The organism is Pseudomonas sp. M2(2023) (genome assembly GCF_030263955.1).
GTDB lineage: Bacteria > Pseudomonadota > Gammaproteobacteria > Pseudomonadales > Pseudomonadaceae > Aquipseudomonas > Aquipseudomonas asiatica.
The window spans coordinates 4,915,585-4,934,434 of record NZ_CP127114.1; the positions used below are offsets into that span (position 1 = coordinate 4,915,585).

General features: G+C 64.1%; 20 protein-coding genes. 13 read left to right on the forward strand and 7 right to left on the reverse strand.

Annotation, left to right across the window (positions count from 1 at the left end; translation table 11 throughout):
- The first annotated feature begins 196 nt into the window (after positions 1-196).
- The 4 genes from QN085_RS22595 to QN085_RS22610 all read left to right on the forward strand — a co-directional run bounded on the left by QN085_RS22595 (position 197) and on the right by QN085_RS22610 (position 3,731).
- Positions 197-994, forward strand: a complete 798-nt coding sequence (locus QN085_RS22595) for a hydroxymethylpyrimidine/phosphomethylpyrimidine kinase (RefSeq protein ID WP_024087784.1) — start codon at positions 197-199, stop codon at positions 992-994.
- A 13-nt stretch (positions 995-1,007) separates the two neighbouring features.
- Positions 1,008-1,631, forward strand: coding sequence for a thiamine phosphate synthase (thiE, locus tag QN085_RS22600; protein WP_013974338.1), 624 nt, complete (start codon positions 1,008-1,010; stop codon positions 1,629-1,631).
- Positions 1,632-1,645: 14 nt separating this feature from the next.
- The gene (hemL, locus tag QN085_RS22605) at positions 1,646-2,929 is read left to right on the forward strand and encodes a glutamate-1-semialdehyde 2,1-aminomutase (RefSeq protein WP_013974339.1); all 1,284 of its coding nucleotides are present in this window, start codon (positions 1,646-1,648) and stop codon (positions 2,927-2,929) included.
- Positions 2,930-3,185: 256 nt separating this feature from the next.
- Positions 3,186-3,731 carry a tetratricopeptide repeat protein gene (locus tag QN085_RS22610; protein WP_003257587.1) on the forward strand — a complete coding sequence of 182 codons (546 nt, stop codon included), beginning with the start codon at positions 3,186-3,188 and terminating at the stop codon, positions 3,729-3,731.
- Between the two features lie 3 nt (positions 3,732-3,734).
- Here the strand turns inward: QN085_RS22610 and QN085_RS22615 are convergent, their stop codons facing one another.
- Positions 3,735-4,061, reverse strand: coding sequence for a DUF1820 family protein (locus QN085_RS22615; protein WP_013974341.1), 327 nt, complete (start codon positions 4,059-4,061; stop codon positions 3,735-3,737).
- A 168-nt stretch (positions 4,062-4,229) separates the two neighbouring features.
- Here QN085_RS22615 and QN085_RS22620 point away from each other — a divergent pair, with 168 nt between their 5' ends.
- Genes QN085_RS22620 through lnt form a run of 4 tightly spaced genes read left to right on the forward strand, consistent with a single transcriptional unit; the run spans position 4,230 to position 8,085 of the window.
- Positions 4,230-5,228 carry a PhoH family protein gene (locus QN085_RS22620; RefSeq protein ID WP_013974342.1) on the forward strand — a complete coding sequence of 333 codons (999 nt, stop codon included), beginning with the start codon at positions 4,230-4,232 and terminating at the stop codon, positions 5,226-5,228.
- Positions 5,221-5,694, forward strand: coding sequence for an rRNA maturation RNase YbeY (ybeY, locus tag QN085_RS22625; RefSeq protein ID WP_013974343.1), 474 nt, complete (start codon positions 5,221-5,223; stop codon positions 5,692-5,694). Before QN085_RS22620 ends, ybeY begins: the two co-directional genes overlap by 8 nt.
- A gap of 25 nt (positions 5,695-5,719) precedes the next feature.
- The gene (locus tag QN085_RS22630; RefSeq protein WP_003257584.1) at positions 5,720-6,559 is read left to right on the forward strand and encodes a CorC family transporter; all 840 of its coding nucleotides are present in this window, start codon (positions 5,720-5,722) and stop codon (positions 6,557-6,559) included.
- Between the two features lie 8 nt (positions 6,560-6,567).
- The gene (lnt, locus tag QN085_RS22635; protein ID WP_285688517.1) at positions 6,568-8,085 is read left to right on the forward strand and encodes an apolipoprotein N-acyltransferase; all 1,518 of its coding nucleotides are present in this window, start codon (positions 6,568-6,570) and stop codon (positions 8,083-8,085) included.
- 125 nt (positions 8,086-8,210) lie between these two features.
- Here lnt and QN085_RS22640 read toward each other — a convergent pair whose 3' ends face one another.
- Together QN085_RS22640 and QN085_RS22645 are read right to left on the reverse strand one after the other, a co-directional pair.
- On the reverse strand, positions 8,211-8,972 hold the full coding sequence (locus QN085_RS22640; RefSeq protein WP_013974345.1) for a YdcF family protein: 762 nt from the start codon (positions 8,970-8,972) through the stop codon (positions 8,211-8,213).
- A 135-nt stretch (positions 8,973-9,107) separates the two neighbouring features.
- Positions 9,108-9,422 (reverse strand): hypothetical protein, encoded by a 315-nt coding sequence (locus QN085_RS22645; protein ID WP_003257582.1) that lies wholly within the window; start codon positions 9,420-9,422, stop codon positions 9,108-9,110.
- A gap of 227 nt (positions 9,423-9,649) precedes the next feature.
- On the opposite strand from QN085_RS22645, the gene leuS reads away from it, so the two are divergent.
- From leuS to QN085_RS22670, 5 genes are all read left to right on the forward strand, one after another.
- Positions 9,650-12,256 carry a leucine--tRNA ligase gene (gene leuS, locus QN085_RS22650; protein WP_013974346.1) on the forward strand — a complete coding sequence of 869 codons (2,607 nt, stop codon included), beginning with the start codon at positions 9,650-9,652 and terminating at the stop codon, positions 12,254-12,256.
- A gap of 60 nt (positions 12,257-12,316) precedes the next feature.
- Positions 12,317-12,922, forward strand: coding sequence for an LPS-assembly lipoprotein LptE (locus QN085_RS22655; RefSeq protein ID WP_024087788.1), 606 nt, complete (start codon positions 12,317-12,319; stop codon positions 12,920-12,922).
- A gap of 39 nt (positions 12,923-12,961) precedes the next feature.
- Positions 12,962-13,999 carry a DNA polymerase III subunit delta gene (gene holA, locus QN085_RS22660; protein WP_039613557.1) on the forward strand — a complete coding sequence of 346 codons (1,038 nt, stop codon included), beginning with the start codon at positions 12,962-12,964 and terminating at the stop codon, positions 13,997-13,999.
- A gap of 204 nt (positions 14,000-14,203) precedes the next feature.
- Entirely contained in the window at positions 14,204-14,368 is a 165-nt protein-coding gene (arfA, locus tag QN085_RS22665) for an alternative ribosome rescue factor ArfA (protein ID WP_003257578.1), read from the forward strand.
- Positions 14,369-14,428: 60 nt separating this feature from the next.
- Entirely contained in the window at positions 14,429-15,742 is a 1,314-nt protein-coding gene (locus tag QN085_RS22670; protein WP_041506369.1) for a lytic murein transglycosylase, read from the forward strand.
- Positions 15,743-15,863: 121 nt separating this feature from the next.
- Here QN085_RS22670 and QN085_RS22675 read toward each other — a convergent pair whose 3' ends face one another.
- The 4 genes from QN085_RS22675 to QN085_RS22690 form a co-directional block, all read right to left on the reverse strand.
- Positions 15,864-16,802 (reverse strand): S66 peptidase family protein, encoded by a 939-nt coding sequence (locus QN085_RS22675; RefSeq protein WP_041506368.1) that lies wholly within the window; start codon positions 16,800-16,802, stop codon positions 15,864-15,866.
- An 87-nt stretch (positions 16,803-16,889) separates the two neighbouring features.
- Entirely contained in the window at positions 16,890-17,906 is a 1,017-nt protein-coding gene (lipA, locus tag QN085_RS22680) for a lipoyl synthase (RefSeq protein ID WP_023662353.1), read from the reverse strand.
- Between the two features lie 2 nt (positions 17,907-17,908).
- Positions 17,909-18,556 (reverse strand): lipoyl(octanoyl) transferase LipB, encoded by a 648-nt coding sequence (gene lipB / locus QN085_RS22685; RefSeq protein ID WP_013974352.1) that lies wholly within the window; start codon positions 18,554-18,556, stop codon positions 17,909-17,911.
- A complete protein-coding gene (locus tag QN085_RS22690) occupies positions 18,556-18,831 on the reverse strand; it encodes a DUF493 domain-containing protein (RefSeq protein WP_003249736.1) in 276 nt (91 codons plus the stop codon). Before QN085_RS22690 ends, lipB begins: the two co-directional genes overlap by 1 nt.
- Positions 18,832-18,850: the final 19 nt, after the last annotated feature.

An 18,850-nucleotide genomic window follows, 5' to 3' on the forward strand; every position in this document is an offset into this window, starting at 1 on the left:
CAGAACCCGTTTGTAGAGTTATCCGAGCACTCTAGCATAGCTTCGCAACCTGGCAATCGACCATATCCAATCACAAAGAAAAGGCTCTAAATCAATGCTTTCAGAAATTAAACCGGCAAAAATCTGACCTTATGATCAACAAAACTCATTTGTAGGACGATCCGCCCAAACAGGATTGGTGGTAAGCTCGCCGACCATGAATACCTACAGCTCCCGCCCCGTTGTCCTCTGTCTCTCCGGCCACGACCCCAGTGGCGGCGCCGGCCTGCAGGCAGATATCGAAGCCCTGATCGCCCAAGGCTGTCATGCCGCACCCGCAGTGACCGCCCTGACCGTGCAGGATACCGTCAACGTTTCCGACTTCCGCGTGCTCGACCGCGAGTGGGTGCTGGCCCAGGCCAACGCCGTGCTGGCCGACTCCTCGGTGGCCGCCGTCAAACTCGGCATGCTCGGTTCGATCGAAATGGTCGACACCGTCGCCGAACTGCTGGCGGCCCACCCGCATCTGCCGCTGGTCTGCGACCCAGTGCTGCGTGCCGGTGGTGGTGGTCGCCTGGGCAAGGACGAAGTGGGCTACGCCCTGCGCGAACGCCTGCTGCCGCTGGCGACCATCGCCACGCCGAACCTGCCCGAAGCCCGCATCCTTGCCGAACTGCCCGAAGGCACCGCCGACGAGTGTGCCGAGAAACTGTTGCCGTTCTGTAGACACCTGCTGATTACCGGCGGTCACGGCGACGAAGACGAAATTCACAACCGCCTGTACAGCCGCGACGGCCAGCACCACACCTGGACCTGCCAGCGCCTGCCGGGCAGCTACCACGGTTCGGGCTGCACCCTGGCCAGTGCCCTGGCCGGCCGCCTGGCCCTTGGCGAGCAGCTGGAAAGCGCCGTCCGCAGCGCCCTGGACTACACCTGGCGCACCCTGCGTGACGCCGAACAGCTGGGCAAGGGCCAGTTCGTGCCGCGCCGCCTGCCGCTGGATTTCTGCTCCTGACACGAGGCCTCCAATGAAGCTACGCGGTCTGTACGCCATCACCGACAGCCAGCTGCTCGCTGGCCGTTTCCTGTCCCATGTCGAGGCGGCACTGGAAGGCGGCGTATGCCTGCTGCAGTACCGCGACAAAAGTGACGACGCGGCACGCCGCCTGCGCGAAGCTGAAGGGCTGATGCAGCTCTGCGAGCGCTACGGCACTCAGCTGATCATCAACGACGACGCCGAACTGGCCGCGCGCCTGGGCGTCGGCGTGCACCTGGGCCAGACCGACGGCCCGCTGACCCCGGCCCGCGCATTGCTCGGACGCCAGGCAATCATTGGCTCCACCTGCCACGCCAGCCTCGAGCTGGCCGCGCAGGCTGCCAGCGAAGGCGCCAGCTACGTGGCCTTTGGCCGCTTCTTCAATTCTGTCACCAAGCCGGGTGCACCCGCTGCCAACATCGAATTGCTGGAGCAGGCCCGCGCCCAGGTGAAACTGCCGATCGCGGTGATCGGCGGCATTACCCTCGACAACGCCGCCCCGCTGGTCGCCCATGGCGCCGACCTGCTGGCGGTGATCCACGGCCTGTTCGGTGCCGACAGCGCGCAGAAAGTCACCCGCCGCGCCCGCGCCTTCAACGCCTTGTTCGCATCCTGATTCGAGAGATCCCCATGTCCCGTTCCGAAGCCCTGTTCGCCCAAGCCCAGAAGCACATCCCCGGTGGCGTCAACTCGCCGGTCCGCGCTTTCAAGAGCGTTGGCGGCACGCCGCTGTTCTTCAAGCATGCCGAAGGCGCCTACGTCGTTGACGAGGATGACAAGCGCTACGTCGACTACGTCGGCTCCTGGGGCCCGATGATCCTCGGCCACGGCCACCCGGAGGTACTGGACTCGGTACGCAGGCAGCTGGAGCACGGCCTGTCCTATGGCGCCCCGACCGCCATGGAAACCGAGATGGCCGACCTAGTCTGCTCGCTGGTGCCATCCATGGAGATGGTGCGCATGGTCAGCTCGGGCACCGAAGCCACCATGAGCGCCATCCGCCTGGCCCGTGGCTACACCGGCCGTGACGCCATCATCAAGTTCGAAGGCTGCTACCACGGCCACTCCGACAGCCTGCTGGTAAAAGCAGGCTCCGGCCTGCTGACCCAGGGTGTGCCGAGCTCGGCGGGCGTGCCGGCGGACTTCGCCAAACACACCCTGACCCTGCCGTTCAACGACATCGCCGCCGTCGAGAAGACCCTGGCCGAAGTCGGCCAGACCGTAGCCTGCATCATCGTCGAGCCGGTAGCCGGCAACATGAACTGCGTACCGCCGGCGCCAGGCTTCCTCGAAGGCCTGCGCGAGCAGTGCGACAAGCACGGCGTGGTGTTGATCTTCGACGAAGTGATGACCGGTTTCCGCGTTTCGCTCGGCGGCGCCCAGGGCCACTATGGCATCAAGCCGGACCTGTCGACCTTCGGCAAGATCGTCGGCGGCGGCATGCCGGTCGGCTGCTTCGGCGGCAAGCGTGAAATCATGGGCTGCATTGCCCCGCTCGGCCCGGTCTACCAGGCCGGTACCCTGTCGGGTAACCCGCTGGCCATGGCCGCCGGCCTGACCACCCTGAAGCTGATCAGCCGCCCGGGCTTCCACGCCGAGCTGACCGACTACACCAGCCGCATGCTCGACGGCCTGCAACAGCGCGCCGATGCCGCTGGCGTGCCGTTCGTCACCACCCAGGCCGGTGCAATGTTCGGCCTGTACTTCAGCGGCGCCGACGACATCGTCACCTTCGAAGACGTGATGGCCAGCGATGCCGAGCGCTTCAAGCGCTTCTTCCACCTGATGCTCGATGGTGGCGTGTACCTGGCGCCGAGCGCGTTCGAGGCCGGTTTTACCTCCATCGCCCATGGGGACAAGGAGCTGCAGATCACCCTGGATGCGGCTGAAAAGGCTTTTGCAGCCCTGAAGTAATTTTCAGCCTGTACCGGGCTCTTCGCGGGTAAACCCGCTCCCACAGGGACTGCGCCCCCGTGAAAGCGGTGCGGTCCCTGTGGGAGCGGGTTTACCCGCGAAGAGGCCGGTACAGGCAACAAATACCCATGCACAATCAGCTGACTTCCCCAACCAAGCAGAAATTCGAGTAAAACTTTGTAAGGTTGGCGCTGCTTATCCCATAATGTGCCACCAGAGACATTGGCCGCAGCTTTGCAGAGGTAAGTCGATCCCCATGAACCGCACCGGCCGCGCCCTGACCCTGGGCTGCCTGTTGCTTCTTCAGCCCCTGCTGGCTCTGGCGGAGGGCGGTAACTCGTTGCTCATTCCGGCGACGGGCCGCTGCACCTTGAATGTCCAGCCTGAAGACCTGGCAAACGCCCTCAAGGCTTGTGAGCAGACGGCAACGGCGGGGGATGCCCAGGCGCAATTCGAACTGGGCGAGTACTACTACACGCAAACGCCGAAAAACCTGGGCAAAGCCCTGAACTGGTTCGAAAAGGCCTCGCTGCAAGGCCATGCCGAGGCCCAGTACCGCCTGGGCGCCATGTTCTTCCGTGGCGAAGGGGTCAAGGCCAACAATGTGCAGGCCTACATACTGCTGAAGATGGCCGCGGTCAACGGCGCCGAGGATGCGCTGGACATGGCCGACGAAGTGACCGAGCAAATGCCCCGCGACGAGCTGGAGCATGCCACCCAGGTGCTCGGCCAGATCTTCCGCAAGTACCTGCTGGAACTGCAGAACGCCGAAGGGCGCACGCCGTTCTCGCCACTCCCCTGAGGGTTACTTTTCCGGCATCGGCATGGGGAACGGCATCACGTTGCCGCCGCCCTTGGCTTCACTGATCTTAGCCGTGCCCAGTCGCTCCACCTCGTCGATGCGCACGATCGAGTGCATCGGCACGAAGCTGCGGATCACCCCATCGAACTGGCTCTTGAGCTTCTCCTCGCTCGGGTCCACCACCAGCTGCGAACGCTCGCCGAACACGAACTCCTCGATTTCCAGGAACCCCCACAGGTCGCTCTGGTAGATCTGCTTGGCATACATCTCGAAGACCTGCCCCTGGTTGAGGAAGATCACTTTATAGATGGCAGGTTCGCGTTTGCTCATGTTCGTCGGGATAACACATGCGTAAGAAAAGGCGGGCATCATACCAGTGCCCGCGAAGAGGCCGGAACAGGCCATACATACCGTTGAACGTTTCAGTGCTTTCGCCACTGCCATTCAAGGGTTATTCTTGAGTTCACATTCATTGCCGTCGAGCGGCTAAAAACGACCTTGAACGCACCCATACAACCCCATCGCTTCATCCTCGAACCTTTCGAGGCCCACCGTTTCGCCAACTTGTGCGGCCAGTTCGACGAGCACCTGCGCCTGATCGAACAGCGCCTGGCCATCGAGATCCGCAACCGCGGCAATCAGTTCGAACTGATCGGCGAACCCAAGACCACCTCCGCTGCCGAACAACTGCTGCGCCGTCTCTACCGCGAGACGAAGGCCAGCGACCTGTCACCGGAAACCGTGCATCTGTACCTGCAGGAATCGACCGTCGAGAACATCGACAACCCGGCCGTCAACGAGGTCAGCGTGTCGCTGCGCACGCGCAAGGGCAACATCCGCCCGCGCGGAGTCAACCAGCAACGCTACGTAAAAGAAATCCTGGCCAACGACATCAACTTCGGCATCGGCCCGGCCGGTACCGGCAAGACCTACCTGGCCGTGGCCTGCGCCGTGGACGCGCTGGAACGCGAACAGGTGCGCCGGATCCTGCTGGTGCGCCCGGCGGTCGAGGCGGGCGAAAAGCTCGGCTTCCTGCCCGGCGACCTTGCCCAGAAGATCGACCCGTACCTGCGCCCGCTGTACGACGCCCTGTACGAAATGCTCGGCTTCGAACATGTGGCCAAGCTGATCGAGCGCCAGGTGATCGAGATCGCGCCGCTGGCCTACATGCGTGGCCGTACCCTGAACAACAGCTTCATCATCCTCGACGAGAGCCAGAACACCACGCTGGAACAGATGAAGATGTTCCTTACCCGTATCGGCTTTGGCTCCACCGCGGTCATCACCGGTGACATCACCCAGGTTGACCTGCCCCGCGGCACCAAGTCAGGCCTGGCACACGTCATCGAGGTGCTGAAGGACGTTCCGGGGATCAGCTTCACCCACTTCCAACCCAAAGATGTGGTTCGTCACCCACTGGTGCAGCGCATTGTCGAGGCCTACGACCGCTTCGATGCCCGCCAGGCCAAGCCCGAGGCGCCCGGCAAAGATGCTTGAACTCGATATTCAACGGGCCACGGATGCTGCCGCCCCGGATGACACCGCCTTTCGCCGCTGGTGCGAACTGGCCCTGCGCCAGCGCAGCGCCGATTCGGAAATGACCATTCGCCTGGTCGACGAAGCCGAAGGCCGCGAGCTGAACCACACCTACCGGCACAAGGACTACGCGACCAATGTGCTGTCGTTCCCGGCCGACGTCCCCGACGACCTGCTCGATATCCCGTTGCTGGGCGACCTGGTGATCTGCGTGCCAGTGGTCGAGCGCGAAGCCGCCGATCAAGGCAAGTCGCTGGAAGCGCACTGGGCACACCTGGTCATACACGGTTGCCTGCACCTGCTCGGCTACGACCACATCGAGGATGAGGAAGCCGAGGAAATGGAAGGCCTGGAACGGGAATTGCTGGCAGAACTGGGTCATCCCGACCCGTACGCCGACGATGAAACCGACACCATCACACACTGAAACACGAAGGATCACGAGAACCGCCATGAGCGAAGATCGATCGAGCAACGGGCAGAAGTCCTGGCTGGGTAAACTGACCCAGGCTTTTGCCCATGAGCCGAAAAACCGCCAGCAACTCCTTGAACTGCTGCGCGAAGCCCATCAGAACAAACTGCTGGACAGCGAAGCGCTGACCATCGTCGAAGGCGCTATCCAGGTGGCCGACCTACAGGTTCGCGACATCATGGTGCCGCGTTCGCAGATGATCAGCATCAAGGCCAGCCAGTCGCCCCGCGAGTTCCTGCCGGCGGTGATCGACGCTGCGCACTCGCGCTACCCGGTGATCGGCGAAAGCCACGACGATGTGCTCGGGATCCTGCTCGCCAAGGACCTGCTGCCGCTGATCCTCAAGGAGAATGGCGACAGCTTCAACATCAAGGACCTGCTGCGCCCGGCCACTTTCGTGCCCGAGTCCAAGCGCCTGAACGTGCTGCTGCGCGAGTTCCGCGCCAACCATAACCACATGGCCATCGTCATCGACGAGTACGGCGGCGTGGCCGGCCTGGTCACCATCGAGGACGTGCTGGAGCAGATCGTCGGCGATATCGAGGACGAGCACGACGTCGAGGAAGACAGCTACATCAAACCGCTGCCCAGCGGCGACTTCCTGGTCAAGGCGCTTACCCCGATCGAAAACTTCAACGAGTTCTTCGACAGCGAATTCTCCGATGACGAGTTCGACACCGTCGGCGGCCTGGTAATGAGCGCCTTCGGTCACCTGCCCAAGCGCAACGAGACCACCGAGATCGGCCCTTACAAGTTCCGTATTCTCAATGCCGACAGCCGGCGGATACACTTGCTGCGCCTGACACCGATCACCCGTTAAGGACAAACATGCGTTGGATCACCCGCCCCGGCTGGCCCGGTAACCTGCTGGCCCTGGCGGCCGGTGCCTCCACCCTCCTGGCCCTGGCGCCTTTCGACATCTGGCCCTTGGCCGTGTTGTCCATCGCCCTGCTCTACCTCGGCCTGCGCGAGCTCAGCCCGCGCCAGGCCATGTGGCGCGGCTGGTGGTTCGGCTTCGGCCTGTACGGTGCCGGTACCTGGTGGATCTACGTCAGCATGAACACCTACGGCGGTGCCTCGCCGCTGCTGGCGATCCTGCTGCTGCTGGCCTTCTTCGCCGCCCTGGCCTGGTTCTTCGCCCTGCCCACCTGGCTGTGGGCACGCTGGCTGCGCCGCACCGAAGCACCACTGGCCGACGCCTTGTGCTTTGCCGCCCTGTGGCTGCTGCAAGAGGCCTTCCGCGGCTGGTTCCTGACCGGCTTCCCCTGGCTCTACGCCGGCTACAGCCAGCTGGACGGCCCGCTGGCCGGCCTGGCACCGCTGGGTGGCGTGTGGCTGATTTCCTTCGCACTGGCCCTGACCGCTGCCCTGTTGTGCAACGTGCACCGCCTGCGCGCCCGCCCCTCGTTCCTCGCGGTGGGCTGCCTGCTGTTGCTGGCCCCGTGGGTGCTGGGCCTGGCGCTCAAGGGCCATGCCTGGACCAAGCCGGCGGGCGACCCACTGAAAGTGGCGGCCATCCAGGGCAACGTCGAGCAGGACCTGAAATGGGACCCGGCACACATCGATGCGCAACTGGCGCTGTACCGTGACCTGAGCTTCAGCTCCAGGCCGGTAGACCTGCTGGTGTGGCCGGAAACCGCGGTCCCGGTGCTCAAGGACCAGGCCCAAGGCTATATCGACGTGATGGGCCGGTTTGCCGCCGAGCGGCATTCGGCGCTGATTACCGGCGTGCCGGTGCGTGAAGTGGTGCATCACCAGCGCCGCTACTACAACGGCATCACCGTCACTGGTGAAGGCGATGGCACCTACCTCAAGCAGAAGCTGGTGCCTTTTGGCGAGTATGTGCCGCTGCAGGACATGCTGCGTGGCCTGATCGAGTTCTTCAACCTGCCCATGTCGGACTTCGCCCGCGGGCCGGAAGACCAGCCGCTGCTGCAGGCCAAGGGCTACCAGATTGCGCCGTACATCTGCTACGAAGTGGTCTACCCCGAATTCGCCGCCGGCCTGGCGGCCCGCAGCGACCTGCTGCTGACCATCAGCAACGACACCTGGTTCGGTACCTCGATCGGCCCGTTGCAGCACCTGCAGATGGCACAGATGCGCGCGCTGGAAGCCGGGCGCTGGATGATCCGCGCCACCAACAATGGCGTGACCGCGCTGATCGACCCGTTTGGCCGCATTACCACGCAGGTACCGCAGTTCCAGCAGGCGGTGCTGTATGGCGAGGTGGTGCCGATGCAGAAGCTGACGCCGTACCTGCAATGGCGGTCGTGGCCGCTGGCGATAGTCTGCGCATGGCTGCTGGGTTGGGCGTTGCTGGCCGGGCGCATTGCCAAGACCGTTTGAGTTTTCCTGTACCGGCCTCTTCGCGGGTAAACCCGCTCCCACAGGGACCGCACAAGCCCATGGCCTGCGGTGTACCTGTGGGAGCGGGCGTGCCCGCGAAGAGGCCGGTGCAGGCAGTACAAGGCTCAGTAGAACAGCCGATACCCCACCAACCCGGCCACTTCATTGAGCAACTGCCCGCTCTGCCACATCGCCCGGCTCTCCGGCAGCAACCCGCCGAACGGCCGCGCATGATCGCGCCCGAGGAACCCGACTGGCGCCGGCACCACCTCGAACCCCGCCTGCTCGAAGCTCCAGCGCGAGCGCTGCATGTGCCAGGCCTGGGTCACCACGACCACACGGCGAATTCCCAACGGCTGCAGCACCTTGGCCGTCAGCCGGGCATTCTCCCAGGTAGTGCGGCTGCCCTCCTCTCGCCATTTCACCTCGACACCGAAATCTTCACGCAGGCGATCAGCCATCAACTGCGCCTCGCTCGGCGGCGAGCCATAGTGCAACCCGCCACTGGTCAACACCGGCAAGCCCGAAGCCTTGGCCAGCCGTGCGGCAAAGCGCATGCGCTCCAGCGCCGTGGCTGTGGGCTGGTCGCCACCACCCCAGGCCGGGTCACCTCGCTCACGCCCCGCGCCCAGCACCACGATGGCATCTGCCCGGTTTGCCAGGCCTGTCCAATCGCTTACCGCCAGTGGCGCTTCTGTCTCGAGCACACGAGCGGTTTCCTGCACCACCAGCGGCAGGCTCATCAGCCACAGGCCACCAAGGCCCAGGGCAAAGCACAGCGCTGCCAGCCGGGGCCGACGGCGGCGCAGCCACCACGCCACAAGCAGCAGCAGGAATAGGACGCCTGGCGGCATCAGCCATTGTTTGACGAAGAATCGGATCGACATTGGCCACACCTCCTTGGCAGGCGTGCAGCCTAGAAGGATCGACGCCGGTCAACAAGGGTGTGGCCGGCGCCGATCGTGAGCTGTGCAAAATTTAAGAACCGGCGCGCGATAGCCTGCGCCTGGCGTCCTGAACGGCTAGCGATGCGGCAGCGTCCTGGATCTCGCCGTGCTGGCGGGGCGTTTCTTGTCCTTGAGCCAGATGATCTTGGCCGATGTCGGCTCCGCTTGTGGGTAACTGCCGACACAGGCATTGTGGCGCTCCGGGAGGGAATCCAGGTAGGCCTTGATCAGTTCGAACTCTGCGTGGCTCAGGCCACGCAATTCCAGCTCGGCTGGCATTTCGTCGCGCAATCGCACCGAGGTCCTGGCCACTTCCAGCGCCAGGCCAAGCCGGTCGATCAGGCGTTCGTATAGCTCCGGTCTGATTGCGGGTAGCTGCGTCTCTCCCATCCGTTCACCTCATTGAAGATAAGAATATCTCCCCCCACACCTGAGCTTAGCGTCGTTGAAAAAAGCAGCCGTGTGCCGCGACCAGCGGGCATTCGCAACGAAGGTTTCCCACGATGCGCGGCGCTGCTGTATGCTACGGCGTTCACTCTAAACGACACCGGAGTGCCGGACGCAGCGAGGTTCCGCTGCCTGGAACAAGGTCTCTTCCCTCTCAGCAAAAAGTAGCCATGCACGAACAATACACGCCCCGTGATATCGAAGCCGCCGCCCAGAAGTTCTGGGACGAGCAACAATCGTTCGCTGTTACCGAACAGCCAGGCAAGGACACCTACTACTGCCTGTCGATGTTCCCGTACCCGAGCGGCAAGCTACACATGGGCCACGTGCGCAACTACACCATCGGTGACGTGATTGCCCGCTACCAGCGCATGCTGGGCAAGAACGTCCTGCAGCCGATGGGCTGGGACGCATTCGGTATGCCCGCGGAAAACGCGGCGATGAAGAACAACGTCGCCCCGGCCAAGTGGACGTACGAAAACATCGACTACATGAAGACCCAGCTCAAGAGCCTGGGTCTGGCCATCGACTGGGCACGTGAAGTCACCACCTGCAAGCCCGACTACTACCGCTGGGAGCAGTGGCTGTTCACCCGCCTGTTCGAGAAAGGCATCATCTACCGCAAGAACGGTACCGTGAACTGGGACCCGGCGGACCAGACCGTACTGGCCAACGAGCAGGTCATCGACGGCCGTGGCTGGCGTTCGGGCGCGCTGATCGAGAAGCGCGAAATCCCGATGTACTATTTCCGCATCACCGACTACGCAGACGAGCTGCTGGAAAGCCTCGACGAGCTGCCGGGCTGGCCTGAGCAGGTCAAGACCATGCAGCGCAACTGGATCGGCAAGTCGCGCGGCATGGAAGTGCAGTTCCCGTACGACCTGGCCAGCATCGGCCACGAAGGCACCCTCAAGGTCTTCACCACCCGTCCCGACACGCTGATGGGTGCCACCTACGTCGCCGTCGCCGCCGAACACCCGCTGGCCACCCAAGCCGCCCAGGGCAACCCGGCGCTGCAGGCGTTCATCGATGAGTGCAAGAGCGGCAGCGTTGCCGAAGCCGACATGGCCACCCAGGAGAAGAAGGGCATGGCCACTTCCCTGCTGGTCGAGCACCCGCTGACCGGCGAGAAGCTGCCGGTATGGGTCGCCAACTACGTGCTGATGCACTACGGCGATGGCGCCGTCATGGCCGTGCCGGCCCACGACGAGCGCGACTTCGAGTTCGCCCACAAGTACAACCTGCCGGTCAAGGCGGTGGTGCGCACCAGCGCTGGCGATGAAGTCGGCAACGAGTGGCTGGCCGCCTATGGCGAGCACGGCCAGCTGATCAACTCCGGCGAATTCGACGGCCTGGACTTCGCCGGTGCCTTCGACGCCATCGAAGCCGCCCTGATCCGCAAGGAGCTGGGCAAATCGCGTACCCAGTTCCGCCTGCGTGACTGGGGTATCAGCCGCCAGCGCTACTGGGGCTGCCCGATCCCGATCATCCACTGCCCGTCCTGCGGCGACGTACCGGTGCCGGAAGACCAGCTGCCGGTCACCCTGCCGGAGAACGTGGTGCCGGACGGTGCCGGTTCGCCACTGGCGCGCATGCCTGAATTCTACGAGTGCAACTGCCCGAAATGCGGCACCGCGGCCAAGCGCGAAACCGACACCATGGACACCTTCGTCGAGTCGTCCTGGTACTTCGCCCGCTACGCCTCGCCGAACTACGAAGGTGGCATGGTCGACCCGAAAGCGGCCAACCACTGGCTGCCGGTCGACCAGTACATCGGCGGTATCGAGCACGCCATCCTGCACCTGCTGTACGCGCGCTTCTTCCACAAGCTGATGCGTGACGAAGGCCTGGTCACCTCGAACGAGCCGTTCAAGAACCTGCTGACCCAGGGCATGGTGGTCGCCGAAACCTACTACCGTGTGGCCAGCAACGGCGGCAAGGACTGGTTCAACCCGGCCGATGTCGAAGTCGAGCGCGATGCCAAGGCCAAGATCATTGGCGCCCGTCTGAAGACCGACGGCCTGCCGGTGGAAATCGGTGGCACCGAGAAGATGTCGAAGTCGAAGAACAACGGCGTCGACCCGCAATCGATGATCGACCAGTACGGCGCCGACACCTGCCGCCTGTTCATGATGTTCGCCTCGCCGCCCGATATGAGCCTGGAATGGTCCGACTCCGGCGTCGAAGGCGCCAGCCGCTTCCTGCGCCGCGTCTGGCGCCTGGCCCAGGCCCACGTGGCCCAAGGCCTGCCGGGCAAGCTGGATGTCGCCGCCCTGGACGACGCGCAGAAGGTCATCCGCCGCGCCATCCACGCCGCCATCAAGCAGGCCAGCACCGACGTGGGTCAGTTCCACAAGTTCAACACCGCCATCGCCCAGGTGATGACCGTGATGAACGTGCTGGAAAAGGCCCCGCAAGCCACTGAACAGGACCGTGCCCTGCTGCAGGAAGGCCTGGAGGCCGTCACCCTGCTGCTAGCTCCGATCACCCCGCACATCTCCCACGAGCTGTGGCAACAGCTGGGCCACCAGCAAGCAGTCATCGACGCCAACTGGCCAACCGTCGACGAGGCAGCCTTGGTACAGGACACCGTCACCCTGGTGGTGCAGGTCAACGGCAAGCTGCGTGGACAGGTCGAAATGCCGGCCGCCGCCAGCCGCGAAGAAATCGAAGCCGCGGCGCGCAGCAACGAGAACGTCCTGCGCTTCATCGATGGCCTGACCATCCGCAAGGTCATCGTGGTTCCGGGCAAGCTGGTCAACATCGTCGCCAACTGATGGCAACGCCCGCCCGCAGGCACTGCGGGCGGGCGAACAGGCCCACAAGGGAGCAACAACATGATCAAACGCAATTTGCTGGTAATTGGCCTGGCGGTCATGCTCAGCGCCTGCGGTTTCCAGCTGCGCGGCACCGGCTCCACCGAACTGAGCGTGAAGGAAATGGACGTAAGCGCACGCAACGCCTACGGCCCGACCGTGGTCCAGCTGCGTGAAGTACTGCAGCGTAGCGGCGTCAACGTGCACGCTGGTGCACCGTACCGCCTGGTGCTGACCAACGAGCAGGAGCGCGAGCGCTCGGCGACCTACAACAGCGGCAACCGTACCGCCGAGTACGAGCTGACCACCGTGCTGAACTACAGTATCCAGGGCCTGAACAACCTGGAGCTGATGAGCGACAAGCTGGAAGTGCGCAAGATCTACTTGCGTGACGGCTCGAACATCACCGGCTCCGAGCAGGAAGCCGTCCGCGCCCGCGAAGAAATGCGTCGCGACCTGGTCAACGCCATGGTCGTTCGCCTGCAGTTGCTGACCCCGTCCCAGCTGGACGAGCTGCAGCGTCAAGCCGACGAACGTGCCAAGGCCGAAGCCGCTGCGCTGGAGGCCGCTCGCCGCCAGCAGGCCGAAACGCCTCAGCAGTCGCCACTGGAAGTACCGGGCAACTAAGCCCGAGCGGGGTACCTTCGGGTACCCCGCCTGTTTCCCATGAAGCTCGCTCCCGCCCAACTCAACAAGCACCTGCAAGGCGCCCTGGCACCGGTCTACGTGGTCAGCGGCGACGACCCGCTGCTGTGCCAGGAAGCCGCCGACGCCATCCGCAACGCCGCGCGCCAGCAGGGCTTCGACGAACGCCAGGTCTTCAGTGCCGACGCCAACTTCGACTGGGGCACCCTGCTCCAGGCTGGCGCCAGCCTGTCCCTGTTCGCCCAGCGCCGCCTGCTGGAATTGCGCTTGCCCTCGGGCAAGCCTGGTGACAAGGGCGCTGCTGCGCTGATGGAATACTGCGCCAACCCTGCCGAAGACACCTTGCTGCTGGTCAGCCTGCCCAAGCTCGACGGCAGCGCGCAGAAGACCAAGTGGGGCAAGGCGCTGATCGAAGGTGCCCACTGCCAGTTCATCCAGATCTGGCCGGTGGATGTGCACCAGCTGCCGCAGTGGATCAACCAGCGCCTGCAGCAGGCCGGCCTGTCGGCACAGCGTGACGCCGTCGACCTGATTGCCGCGCGCGTGGAAGGCAACCTGCTGGCGGCCGCACAGGAAATCGAAAAGCTCAAGCTGCTTGCCGAGGGCAACCAGATCACCGTGGAGACCGTGCAGGCCGCCGTCGCCGACAGCGCCCGCTTCGATGTCTTCGGCCTGGTCGATGCCATTCTCAACGGCGAAGCTGCGCATGCCTTGCGTATGCTCGAAGGCTTGCGCGGTGAAGGCGTGGAGCCACCAGTGATTCTCTGGGCCCTGGCCCGAGAGCTGCGCCAACTGGCGGGGCTGGCCCAGCAGTTCAGTCAGGGTGTACCGCTGGACAAGGCTTTCAGCCAGGCCCGCCCACCGGTCTGGGACAAACGCCGGCCACTGGTCAGCAAGGCCCTGCAGCGCCTGTCGGCGCAGCGCTGGGCGCAGTTGCTGCAAGATGCCCAGCGTATCGATGCACAGATCAAGGGCCAGGCCGAGGGCTCGCCGTGGACTGGCCTGGCGCGCTTGTCGCTGCTGATGGCCGGCCAGCGCCTCACACTCCCTCCCGAGTAACTGGGGCCGCTGTGGGAGCGGGCATGCCCGCGAATCAGGCGACGCAGTGGATGGCACCGGCTTCGCCGGTGTTCGCGGGCACGCCCGCTCCCACAGGGCTGCAATGCCCCCCCAACATCTCGACCATATACACAATCAATTGGCCCCACCCTGCCCCAAGCCCTACAGTGCGCTGCGAAACCCACCCAACCGGGGAACCCCGCCATGAGCAAAAAGCCGAAAAAGCACGGCCCCAACAAGGCCAAGTCGATCATCGCCCAACCGCTGTTCCGCTGCCGCCAGGAACAGCCGAACAAGGGCAAAGGCAGCTACCGCCGCGAAGCCTTCCAATCGAGAGATTGGGAGGCTTCCTACTTTTTGGCTGCATGAAAGCATCGAGAGCGCAGGCATGATATGGTCGTCACCTGACCTGCAATTCTGGATCTGTGAATGCTCCTCAGTCTTCTCCCCCGCTGGAAAACCCGCCAGCTGATCGCGGCCTCCAGTTTCATCCTGCTCGTGGCCTGCGCAGAAAAGCCCACCGCCGCAGATGCCTTGCCGCTGGCCCCCGCCCAGCCCACCCCTGTGGTGACCCTGCCCGGCACGACGCCCGACACCAGCACTGAAATCCAGCCTCTGCAAACCTTCGCGCAATGGCAAGCAGGCTTTCGCCAGCAAGCCCTGCAAGCCGGCATTTCGCAGGATACGTTCGACCGCGCCTTCCTCGGCGTCACCCCCGACATGGACGTGATCAAGGCCGATCGCAGCCAGCCGGAGTTCACCCGCCCCGTATGGGAATACCTCGAAGGCGCCCTGTCGCCTCTGCGCGTGCGCAACGGCAAGAAGCTGCTGGAGCAGAACGCCGAACTGCTGACCCGCATCGAGCAAAGCTATGGTGTCGATCGCCAGGTGCTGGTCGCGGTATGGGGCATGGAAAGCAACTTCGGCCAGTTTCAGGGCAACAAGTCGGTGATCCGCTCGCTGGCTACCCTGGCCTATGAGGGCCGACGCCCGCAGTTCGCCCAGGACCAGCTGATCGCCGCGCTGCAGATCATTCAGCACGGCGACATCCAGCCTGAGGCCATGCGTGGCTCGTGGGCCGGTGCCATGGGCCAGACCCAGTTCATCCCGACCACCTACAACACCCATGCCGTGGACTTCGACGGCGATGGCCGCCGCGACATCTGGAACAGCACGGCAGACGCCTTGGCCTCGACCGCGCACTATCTGCAGAGTTCGGGCTGGAAGCGTGGCCAGCCGTGGGGCTTCGAGGTACAGGTGCCGCCTGGCTTCGATTACTGGCAGGCCGATGGCGCCCTGCGCAAGCCGGTGAGCGAGTGGCTGGCGATGGGCGTGAAACTGCCTGCCGGTACCCAGCTGCCGGTGGCTAGCAACCAGCTGTCTGCGGCACTGCTGCTGCCCGCGGGCGCGCGTGGCCCGGCGTTCCTGGTGCTGGACAACTTCCGCGCCATCCTCAAGTACAACAATTCGTCGTCCTACGCGCTGGCAGTAAGCCTGCTGGGTGATCGCTTCACGGGCTGGGGCTTCATTGCCGGCAGCTGGCCGAAAGATGACCTGCCCCTCAGCCGCAGCGAGCGCATGGAGCTGCAGAACCTGCTGAACAGCAATGGGCACGAAGCCGGCAATGCCGATGGCATCATTGGCGCCAATACCCGCAAGGCGATCCGAAATGCCCAACAGGGGCTGGGGTGGCCGGCGGATGGGTATCCGACCCACAAGCTGCTCGAGAGCCTGCGCAAATAGTGAGATTGCTGGGGGCGCGTTGCGCCCCTTTCGCGACACAAGGCCGCTCCCACAAGCGATAGCACTTCTCCTGTGGGAGCGGCCTTGTGTCGCGATGGGCTGCAAAGCAGCCCCGACAATCTCAAGCCTTGAACAAATCCTGCTCCAACACCAATGTCTGCCTCCCGCTATCCAGCATTACCTGAGCCCCCAACGGCAAGCACACATTCGGGTCACAATGCCCACTGCGCCACCCGGCCAGCACCGGTACACCCAGCGGCGCGAAGATATCCTCCAGCAGGGGCGTCAACGCCGTAGTGGTAATCCCGGCAAAGTCCCCCACCAGCACACCCTTCACCCCCTCCAGCTTGCCTGCCAGGCGCATCTGGGTCAGCAAGCGATCCACCCGGTAAAGCGGCTCGTTGACGTCCTCGATGAACAGGATGCAGCCCTGCGTATCCAGCTCGGCAATCGTCCCCAGGGTCGCGCCCAACATCGACAGGTTGCCGCCCAGCAGCGGCCCGCTGGCCACCCCATGCAGCACGCTGCTCAATGCGAAGTCAGCAGGGTGCACGATCTGCTCCCCTGCCCGCACATGCCCACCCAGCTGCGCCAGCAACGAAGTCTCGGTTGGCGGCAACTTGGCCCCCAGCAGGTCGGCATTGAGCATCCCGCCATGGAAAGTGAGCAGCCCGGTATGCCGGTAGATCGCCGTGTGCAGCGCGGTTATGTCGCTGTAACCGATCAGCGGCTTGGGGTTGCACCGGATCAGTTCGAAATCGAGTTGGTCGAGCAGCCGCATGCTGCCGTACCCCCCACGCATGCACAGAATGGCGTCGATAGCCGGGTCGGCAAAGGCATCATGCAGGTCCTGTAACCGCTGCCGGTCCGGCCCCGCCAGATAGCCCTGGGCCTGAAGGGCTCCCGGATAGATGCGGCAGCTGTAGCCTCTATCAACGAACCACTGGTTGACCTTGTGCGTATCCAGCCGCGCCGCGCCCGCCGGGGCGACAATGGCAAAACAGGCATCACGCGGCAGCGCGGCTGGCAGGCTGGGTTGGAAGGTTTCGGCGCAATTCATCGCGGCTCCTTGCAGCGCGTGTGGCACAAACAAAAATGCCGATGCGGCCCTTCGGCGCGCATCGGCATGCGTGGCTCTGTGCTTGGCTCAGAGCTTGATCTTGGCTTCGTGAGCCTGCTGGTCAGCGTGGTACGAAGAACGCACCAACGGGCCGGAAGCGACGTTCTTGAAGCCCATCTTGTAACCTTCCTCGGCGAACCAGGCGAAGGTGTCCGGGTGGACAAACCGCTGCACCGGCAGGTGGCTGCGCGACGGCTGAAGGTACTGGCCGAGGGTGAGCATGTCGATGTCATGCTCGCGCATGCGGTGCATCACTTCGATCACTTCCTCATCGGTTTCGCCCAGGCCGAGCATCAGGCCCGACTTGGTCGGTACGTGCGGCACCAGCTGCTTGAACTTCTGCAGCAGGTCCAGCGACCAGTCGTAGTCCGAACCCGGGCGTGCGGCCTTGTACAGGCGCGGTACGGTCTCGAGGTTGTGGTTGAACACATCCGGCGGCTCTTGCGCGGTGATCTCCAGGGCAATATCCATGCGCCCACGGTAGTCCGGCACCAGGGTTTCCAGCTGTACGCCCGGCGACAGCGCACGGATTTCGCGGATGCAGTCGGCAAAGTGCTGGGCACCACCGTCACGCAGGTCGTCGCGGTCCACCGAGGTGATCACCACGTACTTCAGGCGCAGGTCGGCGATGGCGATGGCCAGGTTCTTCGGCTCGTCCAGGTCCAGCGGTTTCGGCCGGCCGTGGCCAACGTCGCAGAACGGGCAACGACGGGTGCAGATGTCACCCATGATCATGAAGGTGGCGGTACCACCGGAGAAGCACTCGCCCAGGTTCGGGCAGGATGCCTCTTCGCATACGCTGTGCAGCTTGTGCTTGCGCAGCAGCTGCTTGATGCGGTCTACCTCGGGCGACACCGGGATACGCACGCGGATCCAGTCGGGCTTCTTCGGCAGCTCTTCGGTGGGGATGATCTTCACAGGGATGCGCGCCACCTTTTCGGCACCACGCAGCTTGACCCCGGCTTCCACCTTCTTCGGCGCTGGGCGCGGGGTGGCATCCTGGGTAGGTGTCAGGTTCGGCACGGCTTCTTGCACAGTTGTCATATTCAGTCGATTCCGCCCGTGAGGGTCGTCTGCTCAGCGTAGTCGAGGTGCTTGACCAGCTGTCCGCGCAGCCTTGTCCTGACCTCGTCGAGTTCGATCGGGCCTGCCAGGTCGCGCAGCTGGGTCATCGCCAGCCCCGCATAGCCGCAGGGGTTGATTCGGCGGAATGGCGCGAGGTCCATGTCCACGTTCAGGGCAAGGCCGTGGAACGAACGGCCGTTGCGGATTCGCAGGCCGAGGGAGGCGATTTTCGCTCCGTCGACATAGACGCCCGGGGCATCGGGCTTGGCCGCGGCCTGGACATCGTAACTGGCGAGCAGGTCGATGAGGGTCTGCTCGATACGGCTGACCAGCTCACGCACGCCAAAGCCCAGCCGGCGCACATCCAGCAGCAGGTAGGCCACCAGCTGCCCGGGGCCATGGTAGGTCACCTGGCCACCGCGATCGGTCTGCACTACCGGGATGTCGCCCGGCACCAGCAGGTGCTCGGCCTTGCCGGCCTGGCCCTGGGTGAAGACCGCGGGGTGCTCGACCAGCCAGACTTCATCCTGGCTGTCCGGGCTGCGCTGCTCGGTGAAGCGACGCATGGCCTCCAGCACCGGTTCGTAGGGCTGCAGGCCAAGCTCGCGAAAACCGAGGCAGGCGGACATCAGAGCACCATTTTCACGATGCCGGTAGCGCGCAGGGCGCTGTTGATATCGTGCAGCTGGTTCTCGCTTTCGGCAACGATGTGCAATTGCACGGTGGTGTACTTGCCTTCCTTGCTCTGGCGCTCGGCCAGGGTGGAAAGGTCGACCTTCGCGTGCTTGCTCAGGATCTCGATCACCGTGTCCTTGAAGCCGACAACGGTGTCACCGATGACCTTGATCGGGTAATCGTCGCAGGGGAATTCGATCTTGTGCGACTTGACGTCTGGTTCGCTCATGGCGGAAACGGCCTCGTAA

Coding starts and splice junctions, on each gene's coding strand:
- QN085_RS22595 (WP_024087784.1), top strand. CDS start 197: ATGAATACCTACAGCTCCCGCCCCGTTGTCCTCTGTCTCTCCGGCCAC.
- ybeY (WP_013974343.1), top strand. CDS start 5,221: ATGCTTGAACTCGATATTCAACGGGCCACGGATGCTGCCGCCCCGGAT.
- leuS (WP_013974346.1), top strand. CDS start 9,650: ATGCACGAACAATACACGCCCCGTGATATCGAAGCCGCCGCCCAGAAG.
- lipA (WP_023662353.1), bottom strand. CDS start 17,906: ATGACAACTGTGCAAGAAGCCGTGCCGAACCTGACACCTACCCAGGAT.
- QN085_RS22670 (WP_041506369.1), top strand. CDS start 14,429: ATGCTCCTCAGTCTTCTCCCCCGCTGGAAAACCCGCCAGCTGATCGCG.
- QN085_RS22630 (WP_003257584.1), top strand. CDS start 5,720: ATGAGCGAAGATCGATCGAGCAACGGGCAGAAGTCCTGGCTGGGTAAA.
- lipB (WP_013974352.1), bottom strand. CDS start 18,556: ATGTCCGCCTGCCTCGGTTTTCGCGAGCTTGGCCTGCAGCCCTACGAA.
- QN085_RS22615 (WP_013974341.1), bottom strand. CDS start 4,061: ATGAGCAAACGCGAACCTGCCATCTATAAAGTGATCTTCCTCAACCAG.
- QN085_RS22645 (WP_003257582.1), bottom strand. CDS start 9,422: ATGGGAGAGACGCAGCTACCCGCAATCAGACCGGAGCTATACGAACGC.
- arfA (WP_003257578.1), top strand. CDS start 14,204: ATGAGCAAAAAGCCGAAAAAGCACGGCCCCAACAAGGCCAAGTCGATC.
- holA (WP_039613557.1), top strand. CDS start 12,962: ATGAAGCTCGCTCCCGCCCAACTCAACAAGCACCTGCAAGGCGCCCTG.
- QN085_RS22655 (WP_024087788.1), top strand. CDS start 12,317: ATGATCAAACGCAATTTGCTGGTAATTGGCCTGGCGGTCATGCTCAGC.
- QN085_RS22690 (WP_003249736.1), bottom strand. CDS start 18,831: ATGAGCGAACCAGACGTCAAGTCGCACAAGATCGAATTCCCCTGCGAC.
- hemL (WP_013974339.1), top strand. CDS start 1,646: ATGTCCCGTTCCGAAGCCCTGTTCGCCCAAGCCCAGAAGCACATCCCC.
- QN085_RS22675 (WP_041506368.1), bottom strand. CDS start 16,802: ATGAATTGCGCCGAAACCTTCCAACCCAGCCTGCCAGCCGCGCTGCCG.
- QN085_RS22640 (WP_013974345.1), bottom strand. CDS start 8,972: ATGTCGATCCGATTCTTCGTCAAACAATGGCTGATGCCGCCAGGCGTC.
- lnt (WP_285688517.1), top strand. CDS start 6,568: ATGCGTTGGATCACCCGCCCCGGCTGGCCCGGTAACCTGCTGGCCCTG.
- QN085_RS22610 (WP_003257587.1), top strand. CDS start 3,186: ATGAACCGCACCGGCCGCGCCCTGACCCTGGGCTGCCTGTTGCTTCTT.
- thiE (WP_013974338.1), top strand. CDS start 1,008: ATGAAGCTACGCGGTCTGTACGCCATCACCGACAGCCAGCTGCTCGCT.